General features: G+C 72.0%; 20 protein-coding genes. 17 read left to right on the top strand and 3 right to left on the bottom strand.

What is annotated here, in order from left to right:
- The first annotated feature begins 65 nt into the window (after positions 1-65).
- The 13 genes from OG715_RS10450 (at position 66) to OG715_RS10390 (ending at position 13176) form a co-directional block, all read left to right on the top strand.
- Complete coding sequence (locus OG715_RS10450; RefSeq protein WP_266275260.1) at positions 66-434, top strand: 5-carboxymethyl-2-hydroxymuconate Delta-isomerase; 369 nt, start codon at positions 66-68, stop codon at positions 432-434.
- Positions 435-508: 74 nt separating this feature from the next.
- Positions 509-1009: a hypothetical protein gene (locus OG715_RS10445; protein ID WP_266277338.1), complete on the top strand. Its 501-nt coding sequence runs from the start codon at positions 509-511 to the stop codon at positions 1007-1009.
- Positions 1010-1256: 247 nt separating this feature from the next.
- Entirely contained in the window at positions 1257-2168 is a 912-nt protein-coding gene (gene pdxS, locus OG715_RS10440; protein ID WP_030300161.1) for a pyridoxal 5'-phosphate synthase lyase subunit PdxS, read from the top strand.
- Between the two features lie 88 nt (positions 2169-2256).
- Positions 2257-2874 (top strand): pyridoxal 5'-phosphate synthase glutaminase subunit PdxT, encoded by a 618-nt coding sequence (gene pdxT, locus OG715_RS10435; RefSeq protein WP_266275261.1) that lies wholly within the window; start codon positions 2257-2259, stop codon positions 2872-2874.
- 92 nt (positions 2875-2966) lie between these two features.
- Positions 2967-3725 (top strand): YebC/PmpR family DNA-binding transcriptional regulator, encoded by a 759-nt coding sequence (locus OG715_RS10430; protein ID WP_266275263.1) that lies wholly within the window; start codon positions 2967-2969, stop codon positions 3723-3725.
- Positions 3726-3843: 118 nt separating this feature from the next.
- Positions 3844-4398 (top strand): crossover junction endodeoxyribonuclease RuvC, encoded by a 555-nt coding sequence (gene ruvC, locus OG715_RS10425; protein ID WP_266275265.1) that lies wholly within the window; start codon positions 3844-3846, stop codon positions 4396-4398.
- Entirely contained in the window at positions 4395-5006 is a 612-nt protein-coding gene (ruvA, locus tag OG715_RS10420; protein WP_266275267.1) for a Holliday junction branch migration protein RuvA, read from the top strand. The genes ruvC and ruvA overlap by 4 nt, the downstream gene beginning before the upstream one ends.
- A gap of 52 nt (positions 5007-5058) precedes the next feature.
- Positions 5059-6150: a Holliday junction branch migration DNA helicase RuvB gene (gene ruvB, locus OG715_RS10415; RefSeq protein ID WP_266275269.1), complete on the top strand. Its 1092-nt coding sequence runs from the start codon at positions 5059-5061 to the stop codon at positions 6148-6150.
- 271 nt (positions 6151-6421) lie between these two features.
- A complete protein-coding gene (gene yajC, locus OG715_RS10410; protein WP_266275271.1) occupies positions 6422-6835 on the top strand; it encodes a preprotein translocase subunit YajC in 414 nt (137 codons plus the stop codon).
- Positions 6836-6979: 144 nt separating this feature from the next.
- Entirely contained in the window at positions 6980-8809 is a 1830-nt protein-coding gene (gene secD, locus OG715_RS10405) for a protein translocase subunit SecD (protein WP_407660962.1), read from the top strand.
- 4 nt (positions 8810-8813) lie between these two features.
- On the top strand, positions 8814-9914 hold the full coding sequence (gene secF, locus OG715_RS10400) for a protein translocase subunit SecF (protein WP_266275273.1): 1101 nt from the start codon (positions 8814-8816) through the stop codon (positions 9912-9914).
- Between the two features lie 25 nt (positions 9915-9939).
- On the top strand, positions 9940-10491 hold the full coding sequence (locus tag OG715_RS10395; protein WP_266275275.1) for an adenine phosphoribosyltransferase: 552 nt from the start codon (positions 9940-9942) through the stop codon (positions 10489-10491).
- Positions 10492-10653: 162 nt separating this feature from the next.
- The gene (locus OG715_RS10390; protein ID WP_266275277.1) at positions 10654-13176 is read left to right on the top strand and encodes a RelA/SpoT family protein; all 2523 of its coding nucleotides are present in this window, start codon (positions 10654-10656) and stop codon (positions 13174-13176) included.
- Between the two features lie 72 nt (positions 13177-13248).
- Here the strand turns inward: OG715_RS10390 and OG715_RS10385 are convergent, their stop codons facing one another.
- Both OG715_RS10385 and OG715_RS10380 read right to left on the bottom strand, forming a co-directional pair.
- The gene (locus tag OG715_RS10385) at positions 13249-14478 is read right to left on the bottom strand and encodes a DUF349 domain-containing protein (protein ID WP_266275279.1); all 1230 of its coding nucleotides are present in this window, start codon (positions 14476-14478) and stop codon (positions 13249-13251) included.
- Positions 14479-14743: 265 nt separating this feature from the next.
- The gene (locus tag OG715_RS10380) at positions 14744-15574 is read right to left on the bottom strand and encodes a peptidylprolyl isomerase (protein WP_266275281.1); all 831 of its coding nucleotides are present in this window, start codon (positions 15572-15574) and stop codon (positions 14744-14746) included.
- A 279-nt stretch (positions 15575-15853) separates the two neighbouring features.
- On the opposite strand from OG715_RS10380, the gene OG715_RS10375 reads away from it, so the two are divergent.
- From OG715_RS10375 to OG715_RS10360, 4 genes are all read left to right on the top strand, one after another.
- Positions 15854-16561 (top strand): MBL fold metallo-hydrolase, encoded by a 708-nt coding sequence (locus OG715_RS10375; RefSeq protein WP_266275283.1) that lies wholly within the window; start codon positions 15854-15856, stop codon positions 16559-16561.
- Positions 16562-16572: 11 nt separating this feature from the next.
- Positions 16573-17835 (top strand): histidine--tRNA ligase, encoded by a 1263-nt coding sequence (gene hisS, locus OG715_RS10370; RefSeq protein WP_266275285.1) that lies wholly within the window; start codon positions 16573-16575, stop codon positions 17833-17835.
- Positions 17832-19622, top strand: a complete 1791-nt coding sequence (aspS, locus tag OG715_RS10365; RefSeq protein WP_266275287.1) for an aspartate--tRNA ligase — start codon at positions 17832-17834, stop codon at positions 19620-19622. Before hisS ends, aspS begins: the two co-directional genes overlap by 4 nt.
- 162 nt (positions 19623-19784) lie before the next feature.
- A complete protein-coding gene (locus tag OG715_RS10360) occupies positions 19785-20231 on the top strand; it encodes a GNAT family N-acetyltransferase (protein ID WP_266275289.1) in 447 nt (148 codons plus the stop codon).
- Here the strand turns inward: OG715_RS10360 and OG715_RS10355 are convergent.
- Entirely contained in the window at positions 20228-21214 is a 987-nt protein-coding gene (locus tag OG715_RS10355; protein WP_266275291.1) for a LysR family transcriptional regulator, read from the bottom strand. The genes OG715_RS10360 and OG715_RS10355 overlap by 4 nt on opposite strands.
- Between the last annotated feature and the right edge of the window lie 79 nt (positions 21215-21293).

Below are 21293 nucleotides of genomic sequence, written 5' to 3'. Positions count from 1 at the left end.
TCGGACGTGCGGTTCGACGTCCGACGTCCTGTCCGTCGTCCCGACCGTGCCCCCGGAGGCCCCCGATGCCGCAGATCTCCGTCGACTACTCGCCGAGCCTGGCCGGCTCCTTCGACCGCCGTGAGCTGGGGGTGGCGATCAACCGGCTCGCGGTGGAGACCATCGACGCCACGCCCGGGGGCTGCAAGACGGTCTTCCGGCAGACCGACCCCGAGGTCGTGGTGGGCTTCGGCGAGCGGGTCGAGGCGCAGCTGTTCGTGCAGTTCCAGATCTTCCCGGGGCGGACCCCGGAGGCGAAGGCGGCGCTCACCGAGGCGGTGCTGGCGCTGCTGGCCGAGCGGGTGAAGCCGGCGCCGGGGGAGCGGCTGCAGCTCGCGGTGGACGTGCGCGACATCGACCGCGGGGCGTACCGGAACACGGCGGTCGAGGGGTGAACCGGAGGCACCCGGTAGCGTAGCGCCCCGTGACTACGTGGATCTGGGCCGGCGTGGCCGTGGTGCTGTTCGGGATGTACCTGAGTTGGACGGCCGGGAGGCTGGACCGGCTGCACGCCCGGATCGACGCCGCTCGGGCGGCGCTGGACGCGCAGCTGGTCCGCCGGGCGTCGGTGGCGATGGAGCTGGCGACGTCCTCGCTGCTGGACCCGGCGGCGTCGCTGCTGCTGCTGGACGCGGCGCACGCGGCCCGGCAGGCGGAGGACGAGCAGCGCGAGGTGGCCGAGAGCCAGCTGAGCCTGGCGCTGCGGGCGGTGTTCGCGGAGCCGGAGCAGGTGGCGGTGCTGGTGGCCGAGCCGGGCGGTGAGGAGGCGGTGCGGGACCTGACGGCGGCGGTGCGGCGGGTGCCGATGGCGCGGCGGTTCCACAACGACGCGGTGCGGGCGGCGCGGGCGGTGCGGGAGCACCGGCTGGTGCGGTACTTCCGGCTGGCGGGCCGGGCGCCGTTCCCGATGGCGTTCGAGATGGACGACGCGCCGCCGGTGGCGCTCACTCCGGAGGGCGCGCCGGCGTAGGGCGCGGGCGCGGGGAGCGCGGCGGGGGACCGGGCGGTTGACCTTGCGGGGGACCGGGTGGGGGACCGATGGGGCAAGTCCGGCACGGCCGGGTGGAACGCGTCTCACCCGCTGCGGCGGGTGGGTCCGGATCCGGCCTGTTTGTCGTATCCCGTCACCCACGCTGGACTTGGTGGCGCATGGAGGGGCCGTTTCTTCCGCCTACCATAGGGCGATAGCACTGGTTCATCTTCGAGTGAGGTCTCACGTGTCCACCACCCCCACCACCGCAGACCAGCCGCAGATCGGTACCGCCCGGGTCAAGCGCGGCATGGCCGAGCAGCTCAAGGGCGGTGTGATCATGGATGTGGTCAACGCCGAGCAGGCGAAGATCGCCGAGGACGCCGGCGCTGTGGCCGTCATGGCCCTGGAGCGTGTGCCGGCCGACATCCGCAAGGACGGCGGCGTGGCCCGCATGTCGGACCCGAACATGATCGAGGAGATCATCGCCGCGGTCTCGATCCCGGTCATGGCGAAGTCCCGGATCGGCCACTTCGTCGAGGCCCAGGTCCTCCAGTCGCTGGGTGTCGACTACATCGACGAGTCCGAGGTGCTGACCCCGGCCGACGAGGTCAACCACTCCGACAAGTTCGCGTTCACCACGCCGTTCGTCTGTGGTGCGACCAACCTGGGCGAGGCGCTGCGCCGCATCGCCGAGGGCGCGGCCATGATCCGCTCGAAGGGCGAGGCCGGCACCGGCAACGTCGTCGAGGCCGTCCGCCACCTGCGCCAGATCAAGAACGAGATCGCCAAGCTGCGCGGCTTCGACAACAACGAGCTGTACGCCGCCGCCAAGGAGCTGCGCGCCCCGTACGAGCTCGTCAAGGAGGTCGCCGAGCTGGGCAAGCTGCCGGTCGTGCTGTTCTCCGCCGGCGGTGTGGCCACCCCGGCCGACGCCGCGCTGATGCGCCAGCTGGGTGCCGAGGGCGTCTTCGTCGGCTCCGGCATCTTCAAGTCGGGCGACCCGGCGAAGCGTGCCGCCGCGATCGTCAAGGCCACCACGTTCTTCGACGACCCGAAGATCATCGCCGACGCCTCCCGCAACCTGGGCGAGGCCATGGTCGGCATCAACTGCGACACCCTGCCGGAGACCGAGCGCTACGCCAACCGCGGCTGGTAATACGCCTCCCACGGCCCGCCGCACGGTGTGATCATCGGCGCGGCGGGCCGCTGCGCGTCGTCCGTTCGAGAGTCAAGAGGTACGAGAAGTGTCCACTCCAGTCATCGGCGTCCTCGCCCTGCAGGGCGACGTCCGTGAGCACCTGATCGCGCTGGCCGAGGCCGACGCGCTGGCCCGTCCGGTCCGCCGGGTGGAGGAGCTGGCCGAGGTCGACGCGCTGGTGATCCCCGGCGGGGAGTCCACCACGATGTCCAAGCTGGCGCTGCTGTTCGGCGTGATGGGCCCGCTGCGCGAGCGGGTGGCGGCCGGGATGCCGGTGTACGGGACCTGCGCCGGCATGATCATGCTGGCCGACAAGATCCTGGACGGGCGCGAGGACCAGGAGACGGTGGGCGGTATCGACATGACCGTGCGCCGCAACGCCTTCGGCCGCCAGAACGAGTCCTTCGAGTCGGGCGTCGCCTTCACGGGCCTGGACGAGGCACCGGTGCACGGCGTGTTCATCCGCGCCCCGTGGGTGGAGGCGGTCGGCGCGGCCGTCGAGGTGCTGGCCGAGCTGCCGGCCGCCGACGGCCCGGAGAGCCGGATCGTCGCGGTCCGCCAGGGCAACCTGCTGGCCACCTCGTTCCACCCCGAGCTCACCGGCGACCACCGGGTGCACGCGTACTTCGTGCGGATGGTCGAGGAGCACCTCGCCGCCGCGTGACGGTAAGCGAACGACCGTGTGCGGGCGAGGACCGACCGCACCGGTAAGATCTCATCTGTTCATTTCCCATTGGCGACGTAAAGGAGCTGGCGATGTCCGGCCACTCTAAGTGGGCTACCACCAAGCACAAGAAGGCCGTGATCGACGCCAAGCGCGGCAAGCTCTTCGCCAAGATGATCAAGAACATCGAGGTGGCGGCGCGCACCGGCGGTCCCGACGTGAGCGGCAACCCGACCCTCTACGACGCCATTCAGAAGGCGAAGAAGAGCTCGGTCCCGATCGACAACATCAACCGCGCCGTCAAGCGCGGTGGCGGTCTGGAGGCCGGCGGCGCCGACTACCAGACCATCATGTACGAGGGCTACGGCCCGAACGGTGTCGCGGTGCTCATCGAGTGCCTCACCGACAACCGCAACCGCGCCGCCTCCGACGTGCGCGTGGCGATGACCCGCAACGGCGGCTCGATGGCCGACCCGGGCTCGGTCTCGTACCTGTTCAACCGCAAGGGCGTCGTGATCGTCCCCAAGGCCGACGGCGTGGACGAGGACAAGCTCTTCGAGGTCGTGCTCGACCAGGAGCCCGAGGAGATCAACGACCTCGGCGAGTCCTTCGAGATCGTCTCCGAGGCCTCCAAGATGGTCGCCGTGCGCACCGCCCTGGTGGACGCCGGCGTCGACTACGACTCGGCCGAGGCCAACTTCCTCCCGAGCATGCAGGTCGAGCTGGACGTCGACGGCGCCCGCAAGATCCTGAAGCTGATCGACGCCCTGGAGGACAGCGACGACGTGCAGAACGTCTTCGCCAACTTCGACATCAGCGACGAGGTCGGTGCGCAGCTCGACTCCGAGTGATCGTGCCCCCTCCCGGCCCGGCGGTCCCCAGGACCGCCGGGCCGGTGTCGTCGGTGGCGCTGTCGGTGGTGGACGGTAGCCTTCGCAGGTCGGAGGACGTGACTACACAGGGGGAACCTTGGTTCGGGTGCTGGGGGTCGATCCGGGGCTGACCAGGTGCGGGATCGGCGTGGTCGAGGGCGCACCGGGCCGGCCGCTGCGGATGGTCGCGGTCGGGGTGGTGCGCACCCCCGCCGAGGCGGAGATCGGGCCGCGGCTGCTGCTGGTCGAGCAGGGCATCGAGGCCTGGCTGGACGAGCACCGGCCCGAGCTGGTGGCCGTCGAGCGGGTCTTCGCCCAGCACAACGTCCGCACCGTGATGGGCACCGCGCAGGCCAGCGCGGTCGCGATGCTCTGCGCCACCCGGCGCGGCATACCGGTCACCCTGCACACCCCCAGCGAGGTCAAGGCCGCCGTCACCGGCTCCGGCCGGGCCGACAAGGCCCAGGTCACGGCTATGGTGCAGCGGCTGCTGCGGCTCGACGCGCCGCCGAAGCCGGCCGACGCCGCCGACGCGCTGGCGCTGGCCATCTGCCACATCTGGCGCGGCGGCGCCACCAACCGCCTGGAGGCCGCGATCAAGGCGGCCGCCCGCACCACCACCCCGCCCGGCCCGAGAGGAACCCTCCGATGATCGCCTTCGTGCAAGGACCAGTGGCGGCGATCTCCGCCGGCCTCGCGGTGGTGGAGGTCGGCGGTGTCGGCATGGCGGTGCAGTGCACTCCGACCACCCTGGCCGGCCTGCGGCTGGGCGAGCCGGCCCGGCTGGCCACCTCGCTGGTGGTCAGGGAGGACTCGCTGACCCTGTTCGGCTTCGCCGACGACGACGAGCGCGCCGTCTTCGAGATCCTCCAGGCCGCGCCCGGGGTCGGCCCGAAGCTGGCGCAGGCCGTGCTCGGGGTGCACAGCCCGGACGCGCTGCGCGCCGCGGTGGCGAGCGGCGACGAGAAGGCGCTGGTGGCGGTGCCCGGCATCGGCAAGGCCAAGGCGGCCAAGCTGCTGCTGGAGTACAAGGACAAGCTGGGCGCGCCGCACGGCGCGGTGCCGGCGCAGAAGCCGGTCGCGACCGGGCCGGCGCCGTGGGGCGAGCAGCTGCACTCCGCGCTGGTGGGTCTCGGCTACGCGCCCCGGGAGGCGGACGAGGCGGTCGCCGCCGTCACTCCGGAGGCGGAGGCGCAGTCGACGCCGGACGTCGGAGCGCTGCTGCGGCTCGCGCTGCGCGGCCTCAACCGTTCGCGCTGAAGCCAACTGACGATCCGTCACTTTGTCGACACCGATGTGGGAGCCCCCTCCGATGAGCCCGTACGACTCCGAGCCCGCCGACCGGCTGGTGACCGCCGCCGCCGACGGTGAGGACCAGGCCGTCGAGGCGGCGCTGCGCCCCAAGCTGCTGGACGAGTTCATCGGCCAGGAGCGGGTGCGCGAGCAGCTGTCGCTGGTGCTCCAGGCGGCCCGTCGTCGCGGCTCCGCGCCGGACCACGTCCTGCTCAGCGGCCCGCCCGGGCTCGGCAAGACCACCCTGTCGATGATCATCGCGGCCGAGCTGGGCGCCCCGATCCGGATCACCTCCGGGCCGGCGATCCAGCACGCGGGGGACCTCGCGGCGATCCTCTCCTCGCTCGCCGAGGGGGAGGTGCTCTTCCTCGACGAGATCCACCGGATGTCCCGGCCCGCCGAGGAGATGCTCTACATGGCGATGGAGGACTTCCGGGTCGACGTGATCGTCGGCAAGGGGCCGGGTGCGACCGCCATCCCGCTGGAGCTGCCGCCGTTCACCCTGGTCGGCGCGACCACCCGGGCCGGTCTGCTGCCGCCGCCGCTGCGGGACCGGTTCGGCTTCACCGGCCACATGGAGTTCTACGCCCCGGCCGAGCTGCAGCGGGTGGTGCACCGCTCGGCCGCGCTGCTGGACGTGGAGATCGACCCGGCCGGAGCGGCCGAGATCGCCGGCCGCTCCCGGGGGACGCCGCGGATCGCCAACCGGCTGCTGCGCCGGGTCCGGGACTACGCGCAGGTGCGGCACGACGGCGTGGTGACCGCCGAGATCGCCGGCCGGGCGCTGGAGGTCTACGAGGTCGACGCCCGTGGTCTGGACCGCCTGGACCGCGCGGTGCTGGGCGCCCTGCTGAAGCTCTTCGGCGGCGGCCCGGTCGGGCTGTCCACCCTCGCGGTCGCGGTCGGCGAGGAGGCCGAGACGGTCGAGGAGGTCGCCGAGCCGTTCCTGGTCCGGGAGGGCCTGCTGGCCCGTACCCCGCGCGGGCGGATCGCCACCGCCGCCGCCTGGCAGCACCTCGGCCTCGTCCCGCCGGTTCATCCGGGCCGCGGCGCGGTGCCCGCCCAGCCCGAACTCTTCGCTTCCGACGGGCCCCGGAGCACCGAGGACTGAGCGCCGGCCCGGGCGGGAGGCCGAACGGGTGAGGGCGGAGCGTATGCGGAGCGTGTGCGCCCGCGGTCGGGGCAGGTGCGGGATTCGGGGGAGAAGTCCCGGGAAACTGTGCAGGCGGAGGCTCGCCACTTTCGGCGGCAGGATGCGATGCTTGGCGTTGTCCGATCAGTTCGGGGTCGCCTAGACTCCGCCGGACCGCCCCTCTCACCCGAGAGGACGACCAATACCACACAGGCCGCCGGCCGGCGGCCCGTAAAGGACCCTGGCTGCAGTGAACCTCATCATCCTTCTCCTCCCGATCCTCGCGATCGTGCTCATGTTCCGGTCGCAGAAGAAGCGCCAGTCGCAGATGCAGCAGATGCAGACCGCGCTGGAGCCCGGGGCGGGAGTCCGGACCATCGGTGGTCTGTACGCGCGGGTGAAGGCGGTCAACGAGGAGACCGTCGAGCTGGAGATCGCGCCGGGCGTGGTCAGCCACTTCACCAAGAGTGCGATCGCGGCGGTCATGGACCCCGCGGACTACGACGCGATCATCAACGGCCGTCCCGCCGAGGACGAGCCGGTCGACGCCGTGGACGCCGAGATCGAGCCGGTCGCGGCCGAGCCGCTGTCGTTCACCAAGGACGACGCCGCCAAGGGCGACGCGAAGGCCGAGGCCGAGGGCGGCGCTCCCGCGAGCAAGTAGTACGGTCGGGCACCCGCCCGGCCGCGCGGCGCAACGCCGCGAGCCCACAGGACTCAGGGCCGCAGTTCCGCCACACCCCGTCCAGCCACGAGCCGGGCGGGGTCCGGTGGGGGGAAGTGGCATGGACAGGGAGAAACGAGCAAGGTGGCAACACCCAAGTCGCGCCCGCGCGACGGCTACCCAGGGCGGGCGCTGGCCCTCATCCTGGTCGTCACCGTCGGACTGGTCGCCCTCATGTTCGGGACGGGCAACACCAAGCCCCGCCTCGGGATCGACCTCGCCGGCGGCACCAGCATCACGCTGAGTGCGAAGTCGAGCGACCCCAAGGCGATCAACAAGACCAACATGGACGTCGCCACCGGGATCATCGAGCAGCGGGTCAACGGGATGGGTGTCTCCGAGGCGGAGGTGCAGACCCAGGGTGACCGCAACATCATCGTGAACATCCCCAAGGGCGGGGACAAGCAGACCGCGGCCGACCAGGTCGGCACCACCGCGAAGCTGTTCTTCCGCCCGGTCCTCGCCCTCGCGCCGAGCGGCGTCCAGGCCCCGGCCCCGAGCGCGACCCCGTCCGCGGGCGCGACCGGCACCCCGGCCGCCGCCCCCGCCGCGACCGGGACGGGCTCCGCCGCCCCGAGCGCCGCCGCCACCGGCACGCCGAGCGCGAGCGCCACCAAGCAGGGCCGCCCGGCCGGTGAGGCCCTCGCGGCCGACAACACGCCGTCGCCGGTCGCCACCACCGGTGCCGCCGCCTCCGCCACCCCGAGCGCCGCCCCGGCCGCCGCGACCGGCACGCCGCCGGCCGCCGCCACCCCCCCGGCCACCCCGGACCTCTCCGCCGCGATGACCTCGGGCACCGTGCCGCCGGAGCTGGCCGCGCAGTTCGCCGCGCTGGACTGCAGCAAGCTGGAGCAGCGGAAGAACTACCAGGGCGAGGACGGCGCGCCGACCGTCGCCTGCACGCAGAAGGACGAGAAGGGCCTCTACTACAAGCTCGCGCTCGGCCCCGTCGCGGTCCAGGGCAAGAACGTGACCAAGGCCCAGGCGACCATCGACACCCAGCAGGGCGGCGGCTGGCAGGTCCAGCTGCAGTTCGACGGTAAGGGCACCGACGCGTTCACCGCCGTCACCGGCCAGCTGGCCGCGCAGCAGCCCCCGACCAACCAGTTCGCCATCGTGCTGGACGGCCAGGTCGTCTCCCACCCCGAGGTCCGCAGCGCCATCCCCGGCGGCTCGGCCGTGATCTCCGGCGGCTTCGGCCAGGAGGAGGCGCAGAACCTCGCCAACGTGCTGAGCTTCGGCGCCCTGCCGCTGGAGTTCCAGACCAGCGACGTCACCACGGTCTCCCCGCAGCTCGGCGGCGACCAGCTGAAGGCCGGCCTGGTCGCCGGTCTGATCGGCATGGTCCTGGTGGTCCTGTACTCGCTGCTCTACTACCGCGGCCTGGGCCTGGTCTCGATCGCCGGTCTGCTCGTCTCGGCGGCCCTGACCTACTCGATCATGAGCCTGCTCGGCGCCGGGATCGGCTTCGCGCTGAACCTGCCGGCGGTCTGCGGCGCCATCGTCGCGATCGGTATCACCGCGGACTCCTTCATCGTGTACTTCGAGCGCATCCGCGACGAGGTCCGCGAGGGCGCGCTGCTGCGCCCGGCCGTCCAGCGGGCCTGGCCGCGCGCCCGGCGCACCATCCTGGTGTCGGACTTCGTCTCCTTCCTCTGTGCCGCCGTGCTCTACGTGGTCTCGGTCGGCAAGGTGCAGGGCTTCGCGTTCACGCTGGGCCTGACCACGGCGCTCGACGTCGTGGTGATCTTCCTCTTCACCAAGCCGCTGATCACGCTGCTGGCCCGCCGGAAGTTCTTCTCCGACGGCCACCCGTGGTCCGGCCTGGACCCCAAGCGGCTGGGCGCCCGCCCGCCGCTGCGCAGCACCCGTCGTCGCAACCCTTCGTCCTCCGCCGCCGTGAAGGGGGCCTGACACCGTGTCGCGCTTCTCCAATCTGGGCCACAAGCTCTACCAGGGCGAGGTCAGCTTCGACTTCGTCGGCCGCCGCAAGCTCTGGTACAGCATCTCCGGCGTGATCGTCCTGGTCGCCGCGATCGGTCTGGCGATGGGCCTGCACCTGGGCATCGAGTTCAAGGGCGGCTCGGTCTACACCGTGGCCAAGCCCGGGCTCACGGTGTCGCAGGCCCAGGACGCCGTCGACAAGATCGTGTCCTCGCACCCGCTGGTGCAGTCGACCGACAACGGCAAGATCCGGATCCAGATCTCCTCCGAGGACAAGACCACCGCCTCGGAGTTCACCGGCAAGCTCGCCCCGGCGATCGGCGTCCCCGCCGCCGAGATCGACACCCAGGTGATCGGCCCCAGCTGGGGTGAGCAGATCTCCCACAAGGCGATCACCGGCCTGGTCATCTTCATGATCCTGGTGACGATCTACCTGGCGATCGCCTTCGAGTGGCGGATGGCGGTGGCCGCCCTGGTCGCCCTCATCCACGACCTCCTGATCACCATCGGCGTCTACGCCCTGGTCGGCTTCGAGGTCACCCCGGGTACCGTGATCGGCTTCCTGACCATCCTCGGCTACTCGCTCTACGACACGGTCGTCGTCTTCGACACCGTGAAGGAGAACGCCAAGGGGCTCACCAAGCAGAACAAGATCACCTACAGCGAGGCGGCCAACGCGGGCCTCAACCAGACCCTGGTCCGCTCGCTCAACACCACGGTGGTCGCCCTGCTCCCGGTGGCGGCGCTGCTGTTCATCGGTGGCGGCCTGCTCGGTGCCGGCACCCTGAACGACATCTCGCTGGCCCTGTTCATCGGTCTCGCCGCCGGTGCCTACTCCTCCATCTGCGTCGCCACCCCGCTGCTCGCGCAGCTGAAGGAGGAGCAGCCGGAGATGAAGGCCCTCGCCAAGCGGGTGGCCCAGCGCCGGGCCGCCGAGGCCAAGGCCGCCACGGCGGCGGAGGCCGGCGAGGGCGAGGAGATCGCGGACGAGGACCTGCCGGCGGGTATGGTCGGTCAGCGCGGCCGAGGGGCCGGCACCACGCGTGCCAAGGGCCGTCCGTCCACCAAGCGCTGATCCCCGCCTACCGTAAGGACCGTTCGTGACCACCGCCGACACCGCACTCGCCGAGCTGCTCACCAGCCGGATCCGGGACGTCCAGGACTACCCGAAGCCGGGCGTGCTGTTCAAGGACATCGCGCCGCTGCTCGCCGACGCCGAGGCCTTCGCCGCGCTCACCCGGGCGCTGGCGGAGCGGGCCCGGGAGCTCGGGGCGACCAAGGTGGTCGGTCTGGAGGCACGCGGGTTCGTGCTGGCGGCCCCGGCGGCCTTCGCGGCCGGGCTCGGCTTCGTGCCGATCCGCAAGGAGGGCAAGCTGCCCGGCGAGGTGTTCCGGCGCTCGTACGAGCTGGAGTACGGCTCGGCGACGCTGGAGGTGCAGTGCGACGCCTTCGCGCCCGGTGAGCGGGTGCTGGTGGTGGACGACGTGCTGGCCACCGGCGGGACCGTCGGGGCCTCGCTGGACCTGGTCAGGGAGGCCGGGGCCGAGCTCGCCGGTGTGGTGGTGCTGATGGAGCTCGGCTTCCTCGGCGGCCGCGAGCGGCTCGCCCCGCACCTGGGCGGCGCTCCGCTGGAGACGCTGGTCATGGTCTGACAGCGGTCGTGGTCCTCCGGTACCGGTCACGGTCCGAGGACGCACGACCCGGACGGGCGGCGGTCGGAATCATCCGGCCGCCGCCCGTCGTTGTGTCCGGGGTGTGTCCGGTCCGTGCGCGGGGCCCGGCCGACCGAACGGCGCGGCGCCGGGCTCGGTACCATGAAGATTCATCCCCTCCCGGTTGCGCGAGGCGCGGCCCCGGCCGCACGGCGCCCGCGGGGGGCAGGCCGAGTGCCCCGAGGAGTGTCCTTGCCCGACGAGGTTGTGCCCAAGGCCGCTGCGGCCGCCCCCGAGAACCGGCCCACGCCCTCGGGGGCCACCCCGGCACGCCCGGCGCCGACCCCGTCCCGGCCGCCCGCCCCGGGCGGCCGGGCCTCCACCGCCGGAGGCATGCGCGCCCGCCTCGCCCGCCTCGGCGGCCAGCGCTCCAGCGTCCTCAACCCGGTGCTGGAGCCGCTGTTCCGCTCCATCCGGGCCAACGACCCCAAGGCCGATCCGGCGCTGCTGCGGGACATCGAGAAGGCGTACGCGGTCGCCGAGAAGTGGCACCGCGGGCAGAAGCGCAAGAGCGGCGACCCCTACATCACCCACCCGCTGGCGGTCGCCACCATCCTGGCCGAGCTGGGCATGGACGCCGCGACCCTGATGGCCGGGCTGCTGCACGACACCGTCGAGGACACCGACTACGGCCTGGAGACCCTCCGCAAGGACTTCGGCGACTCGGTGGCCCTGCTGGTCGACGGCGTCACCAAGCTGGACCGGGTCAAGTTCGGCGAGGCCGCGCAGGCCGAGACGGTCCGCAAGATGGTCGTCGCGATGGCCAAGGACCCGCGGGTCCTGGTGATCAAGCTGGCCGACCGGCTGCACAACATGCGCACCATGCGCTACCTCAAGCGGGAGAAGCAGGAGAAGAAGGCCCGCGAGACGCTGGAGATCTACGCCCCGCTGGCGCACCGGCTGGGCATGAACACCATCAAGTGGGAGCTGGAGGACCTCGCCTTCGCGATCCTCTACCCCAAGATGTACGACGAGATCGTCCGGCTGGTCGCCGAGCGCGCCCCCAAGCGGGACGAGTACCTGGCGACCGTCATCGACCAGGTCCAGGGCGACCTGCGCGGCGCCCGGATCACCGCCTCCGTCACCGGCCGGCCGAAGCACTACTACTCGGTCTACCAGAAGATGATCGTCCGCGGCCGGGACTTCGCCGAGATCTACGACCTGGTGGGCATCCGGGTCCTGGTCGACACCGTCCGCGACTGCTACGCGGCGCTGGGCACCATCCACGCGCGGTGGAACCCGGTGCCGGGGCGGTTCAAGGACTACATCGCGATGCCCAAGTTCAACATGTACCAGTCGCTGCACACCACGGTGATCGGTCCCGGGGGCAAGCCGGTCGAGCTGCAGATCCGCACCTTCGACATGCACCGCCGGGCCGAGTACGGCATCGCCGCGCACTGGAAGTACAAGCAGCGGGCGGTGGCCGGCGCCTCCAAGGTGCGCACCGACACCCCGACCCAGACCCGCAAGGACGACAAGGCCGGCGCCGTCAACGAGATGGCCTGGCTGCGGCAGCTGCTGGACTGGCAGAAGGAGACCGCCGACCCGAGCGAGTTCCTGGAGTCGCTCCGCTTCGACCTGGCCAGCAACGAGGTCTTCGTCTTCACGCCCAAGGGCGACGTCATAGCGCTCCCGGCCGGCGCCACCCCGGTGGACTTCGCGTTCGCGGTGCACACCGAGGTGGGCTACCGCACCATAGGGGCCCGGGTGAACGGGCGGCTGGTGCCGCTGGAGTCGACCCTGGAGAACGGCGACACCGTCGAGGTGTTCACCTCCAAGGCGGAGAACGCCGGACCGTCCCGGGACTGGCTGGGCTTCGTCAAGTCGCCCCGGGCCCGCAACAAGATCCGGGCCTGGTTCTCCAAGGAGCGCCGCGAGGAGGCGATCGAGCAGGGCAAGGAGGCGATCGTCCGGGCGATGCGCAAGCAGGGCCTGCCGATCCAGCGGATCCTCACCGGGGACTCGCTGGTCACCCTGGCCCACGAGATGCGCTACCCCGACATCTCCTCGCTGTACGCGGCGATCGGCGAGGGCCACGTCGCCGCGCAGAACATCGTCCAGAAGCTGGTGCAGGCGCTGGGCGGCGAGGAGGGCGCCACCGAGGACCTCGCCGAGACCGCCACGCCCACGCACGACAACCGGCGCGCGGCGCGCCGCCGGGCCAAGGGCGACCCCGGCGTGATCGTCAAGGGCGTCGAGGACGTCTGGGTGAAGCTGTCGCGCTGCTGCACCCCGGTCCCGGGCGACGGCATCGTGGGCTTCATCACCCGCGGCAACGGCGTCTCGGTGCACCGCGCCGACTGCGTCAACGTGGAGGCGCTCAACCAGCAGCCCGAGCGGATGATCGACGTCGAGTGGGCGGCCACCCAGTCCTCGGTCTTCCTGGTGGCGATCCAGGTCGAGGCGCTGGACCGGTCCCGGCTGCTCTCCGACGTCACCCGGGTGCTGTCGGACCAGCACGTCAACATCCTGTCGGCGGCGGTGCAGACCTCCCGCGACCGGGTGGCGATGAGCCGGTTCACCTTCGAGATGGGCGACCCCAAGCACCTCGGCCACGTCCTCAAGGCGGTCCGCGGCGTCGAGGGCGTCTACGACGTCTACCGCGTCACCTCGGCCCGCAAGTAGTAACCGGCACAGCGCGAAGGGCCCCCGGGGATCGCTCCCCGGGGGCCCTTCGCACGCTGTTCGCGGCCGGGATCAGCCGCTGAACTCCTCCTGGCTGCGGTGGGCCTGGTTCAGCAGCTCCTCGACGCCGGCCAGCTCGGACTCCAGCTTCGCCGTCCGGGAGGCGTTGCCGGCCGCACGGGCCTTGTCGAGGTCGGTGCGGAGCTTGTCGGCCTTGGCCTGGAACAGGCCGACCATGCCGGCCGCGCGGGCCTTGGCCTCCGGGTTGGAGCGCTTCCACTCGCTGTCCTCGGCCTCGCGGATCGCCCGCTCGACCGTGTTCAGCCGGCCGTCCAGCTTCGGGCGGACGTCGCGCGGCACGTGGCCGATGGCCTCCCAGCGCTCGTTGATCTCGCGCAGCGCCGCCTTGGCGGCCTTGAGATCGGTGATCGGCAGGATGGTCTCGGCCTCGGCCGCCAGCGCCTCCTTGAGCTTCTGGTTGGCCACCTGCTCGGCGTCGCGCTCGCTGAACACCGCGGAACGCGCCTGGAAGAAGACGTCCTGGGCGCCGCGGAACCGCGCCCACAGCTCGTCCTCGATGTCGCGCTGGGCGCGGCCGGCGGCCTTCCAGCGCGCCATCAGGTCGCGGTAGCCGGCCGCCGTGTCGCCCCAGTCGGTGGACGAGGAGAGCGCCTCGGCCTCGGTGACCAGCTGCTCCTTGGTGAGCCGGGCCTGCTCGCGCTCGGCGTCCAGCGACGCGAAGTGCGACTTGCGGTGCTTGGAGAAGACCGAGCGGGCGTGCGAGAAGCGGTGCCACAGCTCGTCGTCGCTCTTGCGGTCCAGCCGGGGCAGGGCCTTCCAGGTGTCCACCAGGGCGCGCAGCCGGTCGCCGGCCTCCCGCCACTGGGTGGACTCGGCGAGCTGCTCGGCCTCGGTGACCAGCGCCTCCTTGGCGGTGCGGGTCTCGTCCTGGGCCTTGGCGCGGGCGGCCTTGCGCTCCTCGCGGCGGCTGTCGATCTCGCCGGTGAGCGTGTCCAGGCGCTTGGCCAGTGCGGCCAGGTCGCCCACCGCGTGCGCCTCGGTGACCTGCTCGCGCAGGTGCTCCAGCGCGGCCTGGGCGTCCTTGGCGGCCAGGTCGGTGGTGCGCACCCGCTTCTCCAGCAGGCCGATCTCCACCTCGATGCCCTGGTACTTGCGCTCGAAGTAGGCGAGCGCCTCCTCGGGCGAGCCGGCCTGCCAGGAGCCGACGACGCGTTCGCCGTCCGCGGTCCTGACGTAGACCGTGCCCTGCTCGTCGACACGGCCCCACGGGTCGCTGCTCATAGCGCGTCCTCCACATGACGTCGCGCCCACCGCCGGGGCGGTAGGCGTCCGTCGTCCACAGTTGATGTGCGGCGGACCGATGAGTCCGCCGTCCCCGCCCGCCGTGTCCTGCTTGCCGAGGGTGACGGCCGGCGGGTCTGGGCACCCTATACAACGCCAACATAGGCGACCGGGCCCGGTGCTGTCCGCATCCGGGCCGGGCGATTTCGGGTCCGGGGCCGCCCGGCGGGCCGCGTGGGCGCCGCCGGGCCGCTCCCGGGGCGGATCAACCCTTGGCGGCGGTCACCGAGTTGAGGGTGACGTCGGCCATCGGGTGGCCGTCCGTGCCGCCCTCCAGGGTGCCCGCGGCGGCGATCTTCTGGAGCGCGTCCAGACCGCCGGTGATCTTGCCGAAGGGGGTGTAGTTCGGCGGCAGCTGGGTGTCCTTGTAGACCAGGAAGAACTGGCTGCCGTTGGTGCCGGGGCCGGAGTTGGCCATCGCCACGGTGCCGGCAGGGTAGGTCGCGCCGGTGAGGTTCTCGTCGGCGAACTTGTAGCCCGGGCCGCCGGTGCCGCCGGGGGCGGTGGCGCTCGCGGTCGGGTCGCCGCACTGCAGCACGAAGATGCCGTCGGTGGTGAGGCGGTGGCACTTGGTGTGGTCGAAGTACTTCTCGCCGGCCAGGAAGGCGAAGGAGTTGACCGTGTGCGGTGCCTTGGCGGCGTCCAGCGCCAGCGTCACCTTGCCGCAGTTGCTGTCCAGCGTCGCGGTGTAGGTGGCCTTGGCGTCCACGGTCATGGCCGGCTCGGCCTGCCACTGCTTGCCGTTCGGGCTGCCCGGGGCGGCCTCGCCGCAGCCCTCGACCGGCTTGCGGGTCGGGACCGTCGGCTCGGTCGGGGTGGGCGCGGCCTGGGCGGTGGGGTCGCTCTTCTTGTCGTCCGAGTCGAAGGCACCGGTCGCGAACAGGGTGCCGCCGCCGGCCAGCACGACCACCGCCAACGCGGCGCCGAGGACGCTGTTGCGGCGCTTGCGCGCGGCCGCCGCGGCGGCCCGGCGCTCCGCCTGGCGTTCGTACTTGTCACGGGCGAGCTGCCGCCGCCGCTGTTCGCTGGTGACCACCGGCTTTGTCTCCTACGGAAGTGCTGGTCGCTGATGTGTGGGCCTCGTGTGTGCGATGCCGATGCGGATCATCGCACCCATCGGCGGCCAAGTGTAGGGACCGCGACCGTAAGAACGGGGTGAACCTGTCAGGTCGAAGTGAACCTGTCACCCGGATCTGGTTCGCAACCGGACCCGGACCGCCGGTAGGCTGCCTCTGCAATCACAGCTTGTAGCAGCAGCCGGAGCCACCGCGGCGGCCGAAGCCCGAGAGACCGAGACCGACACCGAAGGACGCGCGTGTTCATCGCCGGATTCCCCGCTGGAGCCTGGGGCACCAACTGCTACCTGGTCGCGCCGGGACCGGGCGAGGAGTGCGTCATCGTCGATCCCGGCCACCAGGCCGCCGCCGGCGTCGAGGAACTCGTCCGCGAGCACCGGCTGAAGCCGGTCGCGGTGCTGCTCACCCACGGCCACATCGACCACGTCGCCTCCGTGGTCCCGGTCTGCGGCGCCAAGGGCGTCCCGGCCTGGATCCATCCCGAGGACCGCTACATGATGAGCGACCCCGAGCGGGCGCTCGGCCGCTCCCTGGGCACCCAGCTGATGGGCGAGCTCACCGTCGGCGAGCCGGACGACGTCCGCGAGCTGACCGACGGCAGCGTGCTGGAGCTCGCGGGCCTCTCGCTCACCGTCGACCACGCCCCCGGCCATACCGGGGGGTCGGTGACGTTCCGGACGCCCGGCGCCGAGGACATCCCTCCGGTGCTCTTCTCGGGCGACCTGCTCTTCGCCGGCTCCATAGGGCGGACGGACCTCCCGGGCGGGGACGGCGAGGCGATCATGCGCTCGCTGGCCCGGGTGTGCCTGCCCCTCGACGACGCCACCGTGGTCCTCTCCGGCCACGGCGGACAGACCACCATCGGCCGCGAGCGCGCCACCAACCCCTACCTCCGACAGGCAGCGGGGGCGGACGGCGCCCCGGCTTTCCCGCGACGAGGAATGTGACGGAAGAGAAGTTGAGCACCTTCACCGCCCCCAAGGGCACCTACGACCTGCTGCCGCCCAGCTCCGCGACCTTCCTGGCGATCCGCGAGGCCATCGCCGCCCCCGCCCGCCGGGCCGGCTACGGGTACATCGAGACCCCGGTCTTCGAGGACGTCAAGCTGTTCTCCCGCGGTGTCGGCGAGTCCACCGACATCGTCTCCAAGGAGATGTACAGCCTCACCACCAAGGGCGGCGACGAGCTCGCGCTGCGCCCCGAGGGCACCGCCTCCGTGCTGCGCGCCGCGCTCCAGGCCAACCTGCACAAGCAGGGCAACCTGCCGGTCAAGCTCTGGTACTCCGGCTCGTACTACCGCTACGAGCGCGCCCAGAAGGGCCGCTACCGCCAGTTCTCGCAGGTCGGCGCCGAGGCGATCGGCGCGGAGGACCCGGCGCTGGACGCCGAGCTGATCATCCTCGCCGACGACGCCTTCCGGACGCTCGGCCTGAGCGACTACTCGCTGCTGCTCAACAGCCTCGGCGACAAGCAGTGCCGCCCGGTCTACCGCGCCGCCCTGATCGAGTTCCTGGCCGGCCTGGACCTCGACGAGGACACCCGCCGCCGCGCGGAGATCAACCCGCTGCGCGTCCTCGACGACAAGCGCGAGTCCGTGCAGGCCCAGCTCGTCGGCGCCCCGATGCTGCGCGACTACCTCTGCGAGGACTGCAAGTCCTACGACGAGAAGGTCCGCGAGCTGCTCACCGCCAACGGCGTGGCCTTCACCGACGACCCCAAGCTGGTCCGCGGTCTCGACTACTACACCCGCACCACCTTCGAGTTCGTGCACAACGGCCTCGGCGCCCAGTCCGCGATCGGCGGCGGCGGCCGCTACGACGGCCTGTCCGAGATGATCGGCGGCCCCGCGCTGCCCTCGGTCGGCTGGGCGCTCGGCGTGGACCGCACCTTCCTGGCCCTGGAGGCCGAGGGCGTCGCCCTCGAACTGCCGGCCGCCACCTCCGTCTACGCCGTCGCGCTCGGCGAGGAGGCCAAGAACGTCCTGTTCGCCAAGGTGGTCGAGCTGCGCCGGGCCGGCGTCGCCACCGACCTCGCCTTCGGCGTCAAGAGCATCAAGAACGCCATGAAGTCCGCCGACCGATCCGGCGCCCGCTTCGCCCTCGTCGCCGGCGACCGGGACCTCGCGGAGGGCGTGGTCCAGCTCAAGGACCTCACCACCGGCGAGCAGAACCCCGTCGCCCTCGACGCACTCGTCACCACCCTGAAGGAGAAGCAGCTGTGATCCGCACGCACGACGCGGGCACGCTCCGCCCGGAGCACGCAGGCACCACCGTCACCCTGGCCGGCTGGGTCGCCCGCCGCCGCGACCACGGCGGCGTCGCCTTCATCGACCTGCGCGACGCCTCCGGCACCGTGCAGATCGTGGTCCGCGACCTCGACTCCGTGCACGGCCTGCGCGCCGAGTACTGCGTCAAGGTGGTCGGCGACGTCCGGGTCCGCCCCGAGGGCAACGAGAACCCCGACATCCCGACCGGCGCCGTCGAGGTCGTGGTCAGCGCGATCGAGGTCCTCTCCGAGGCCGCTCCGCTGCCGTTCCCGGTCGCCGAGTACGAGCCCGGCACGGTCAACGAGGAGGTCCGCCTCCGCTACCGCTACCTCGACCTGCGCCGCGAGGGCCCGGCCAAGGGCCTGCGCCTGCGCTCCAAGGTCAACAACATCATCCGCCGGGTGATGGAGGACAACGACTACCTCGACATCGAGACGCCGTACCTCACCCGCTCCACCCCCGAGGGCGCCCGCGACTTCCTGGTCCCGGTCCGCCTCCAGCCCGGCCACTGGTACGCCCTGCCGCAGTCGCCCCAGCTGTTCAAGCAGCTGCTGATGGTGGCCGGCATGGAGCGCTACTACCAGATCGCCCGCTGCTTCCGCGACGAGGACTTCCGCGCCGACCGCCAGCCGGAGTTCACCCAGCTCGACATCGAGGCCTCCTTCGTCGACCAGGAGGACATCCTGGCCCTCGGCGAGAAGATCATCGGCTCGATCTGGCGCGAGGTCCACGGCTACGAGGTCCCGAACCCGCTGCCGCGGATGACCTACGCCGACGCCATGGGCCGCTACGGCTCGGACAAGCCGGACGTCCGCTTCGGCCAGGAGCTCACCGACCTCACCGAGTACTTCCGGGGCACCGAGTTCCGCGTCTTCCAGGCCCCGTACGTCGGCGCCGTGGTCATGCCCGGCGGTGCCTCGCAGCCGCGCAAGCAGCTCGACGCCTGGCAGGACTGGGCCAAGGCGCGCGGCGCCAAGGGCCTCGCCTACGTGCTCATCGACGCCGAGACCGGCGAGCTGCGCGGCCCGGTCGCCAAGAACCTCTCCGAGGAGCACCTGGCCGGCCTCGCCGCCGCCGCCGGCGCCAAGAACGGCGACGCGGTCTTCTTCGCGGCCGGCAAGGAGCGCCCCTCGCAGGAGCTGCTCGGCGCCGCCCGACTGGAGATCGGCCGCCGCTGCGAGCTCATCGACGAGTCCCAGTGGGCCTTCCTCTGGGTCGTCGACTTCCCGATGTTCGAGCCGATCGAGGACGACAAGGGCGCCTTCCAGGGCTGGCACGCGGTGCACCACCCCTTCACCGCCCCCACCGCCGAGTCGCTGTCGACCTTCGACACCGACCCGGGCAGCGCCCTGTCCAACGCCTACGACCTCGTGCTCAACGGCTCGGAGCTGGGCGGCGGTTCGATCCGTATCCACCAGCGGGACGTCCAGAAGCGGGCGTTCGACGCGATCGGCCTCTCCGAGGAGGAGGCCGCCTCGCAGTTCGGCTTCCTGCTGGACGCCTTCAACTACGGCCCGCCGCCGCACGGTGGCGTCGCCTTCGGCCTCGACCGGATCGTCACCCTGCTCGGCGGGTACGACACCATCCGCGACGTCATCGCCTTCCCGAAGACGTCCACCGGCGGCGACCCGCTGACCGGCGCCCCCACCCCGATCACCCCGGCGCAGCGCCGCGAGGCCGGCGTGGACGCCCAGCCGAAGGTCCGCGAGGACGCCAAGTCCGAGGCGCAGCCGAAGGCCTGACATTCCGTCGGCCGGCATCGGCTAACCTTTCACGGCCCCGGACAGCAACTGCGCTGTCCGGGGCCGGTCCACAACGGTGTGCGACAGAGAGAGGGATCCCCTGTGAAGGTCAGTACCAGAATCGAGTGTCCCGAGGACGCTCCTGCCACCAGACGAGTCCACATGGCCGCCTTCCCCGGCCCGGACGAGGCCGACCTGGTCGACGCGCTGCGCCGCGACGCGGCCTGGCTGCCGGAGCTGTCGGTGGTCGCCGTCGACGACACCGGGCTGGTCGTCGGCCACGCGCTGCTGTCCCGGCTGCGGGTCGGCGAGGGCCCCGGGCTGGCGCTCGCGCCGGTCGCCGTCGCGCCCGAGTGGCAGCGCAAGGGCGTCGGCGAGCTGGTGGTCCGGGCCGCGCTGACGGCCGCCGAGGAGGCCGGCGAGAAGCTCGTCGTCGTGCTCGGCGACCCGGACTACTACGGCCGCTTCGGTTTCATCCCGGCCCAGCGGCACGAGGTGAGCGGCCCGTTCGAGGTGCCCGAGGGGTACCTCCAGACGCTCGCCCTGCCCGGGTACGACGGCTCCCCGAGCGGCCTGTGCCGGTACCCGGAGCCCTTCGAGTCCGTCTAGGTCGCTCCCGGGCTCTCCGGGGCGTCCTGGGGCGTGTCCTGCGACAGGCCCCGCGGAGTGTCCTGGGCCCCCCGTCCGTCGATCCGGTTCCCGAGACCTACCGTGGCCCGGCAGCTGCGCACGAACGCGGCCATGGCAGGTGTCGGCGTCCGGTCCTTCGGCCAGTACAGCCCGACCTGGCTCGGGCTCAACCCTCGCACCGGCCGGTACGCGACATCCTCGCGCGGTGCCAGCCGGCTCATTGTCTCCGGGGCGAAGCCGACGCCCTGGCCGCACACCACGGCGGCCAGCCACTCGTCGGTGTTGTGCGCCACCGCGCCGATCCGCACCGGTCGCCCGCCCCGCTCCCGGACCGCCAGCCAGTAGTCCCGCCAGTGCCCGGCCTCGTGCGGGATCGCCACGAAGGGCTCGTCGAGCAGCTCCTCGAAGTCGATCACCGCACGGCCGGCCAGCCGGTGCCCGGCCGGCAGCGCCGCGCAGCGCGGCTCCTCGCCCAGTACGGCCACGTTGTAGCGCCGGGCCAGCGAGGGCGGCGCGTGCCAGAGGGTCAGGTCGATCTCGCCGGTGGCCAGGCCGGAGGTCGGGTCGAACCAGTTGTTCTGCCGCAGCTCCACCTGCCAGCCCGGCATCCGCCGGGCGAAGTCCGCGACCGTGCTCCGGGTCATCAGGTTGATGATGCCGCCCTCGAAGCCCACCCGGAGCGTCGAGCCGTGCTCCGCCGCGGCCGCCCGGGTGGCGCGCAGCGCCTCCTCCCAGCCGGCCATCAGCGCGTCGGTGTGCGCGGCCAGGGCCAGGCCGGCCCGGGTCGGGGTCATGCCGTGCCGCGAGCGTTCGAACAGCTCGACCCCGAGCAGGGTCTCCAGCTGCCGGATCTGCTTGGTCAGCGCCGGCTGCGAGACCAGCAGCCGGGCCGCCGCCGCGGTCAGCTGCCCCTCCTCGCAGACCGCGGCGAAGCCGCGCAGCAGACGGGTGTCGACATCCATGCCCCAAGGTTATGGAACCGGAAATTGGACCCGTTCGGCAGGTCTGGGTCATGGTGGGTCGTTCGGTCTTCGGGCCGGT

The organism is Kitasatospora purpeofusca (assembly GCF_036010405.1).
Classification (GTDB): domain Bacteria; phylum Actinomycetota; class Actinomycetes; order Streptomycetales; family Streptomycetaceae; genus Kitasatospora; species Kitasatospora purpeofusca.
This window is presented reverse-complemented; position numbering and strand designations above follow the sequence as displayed.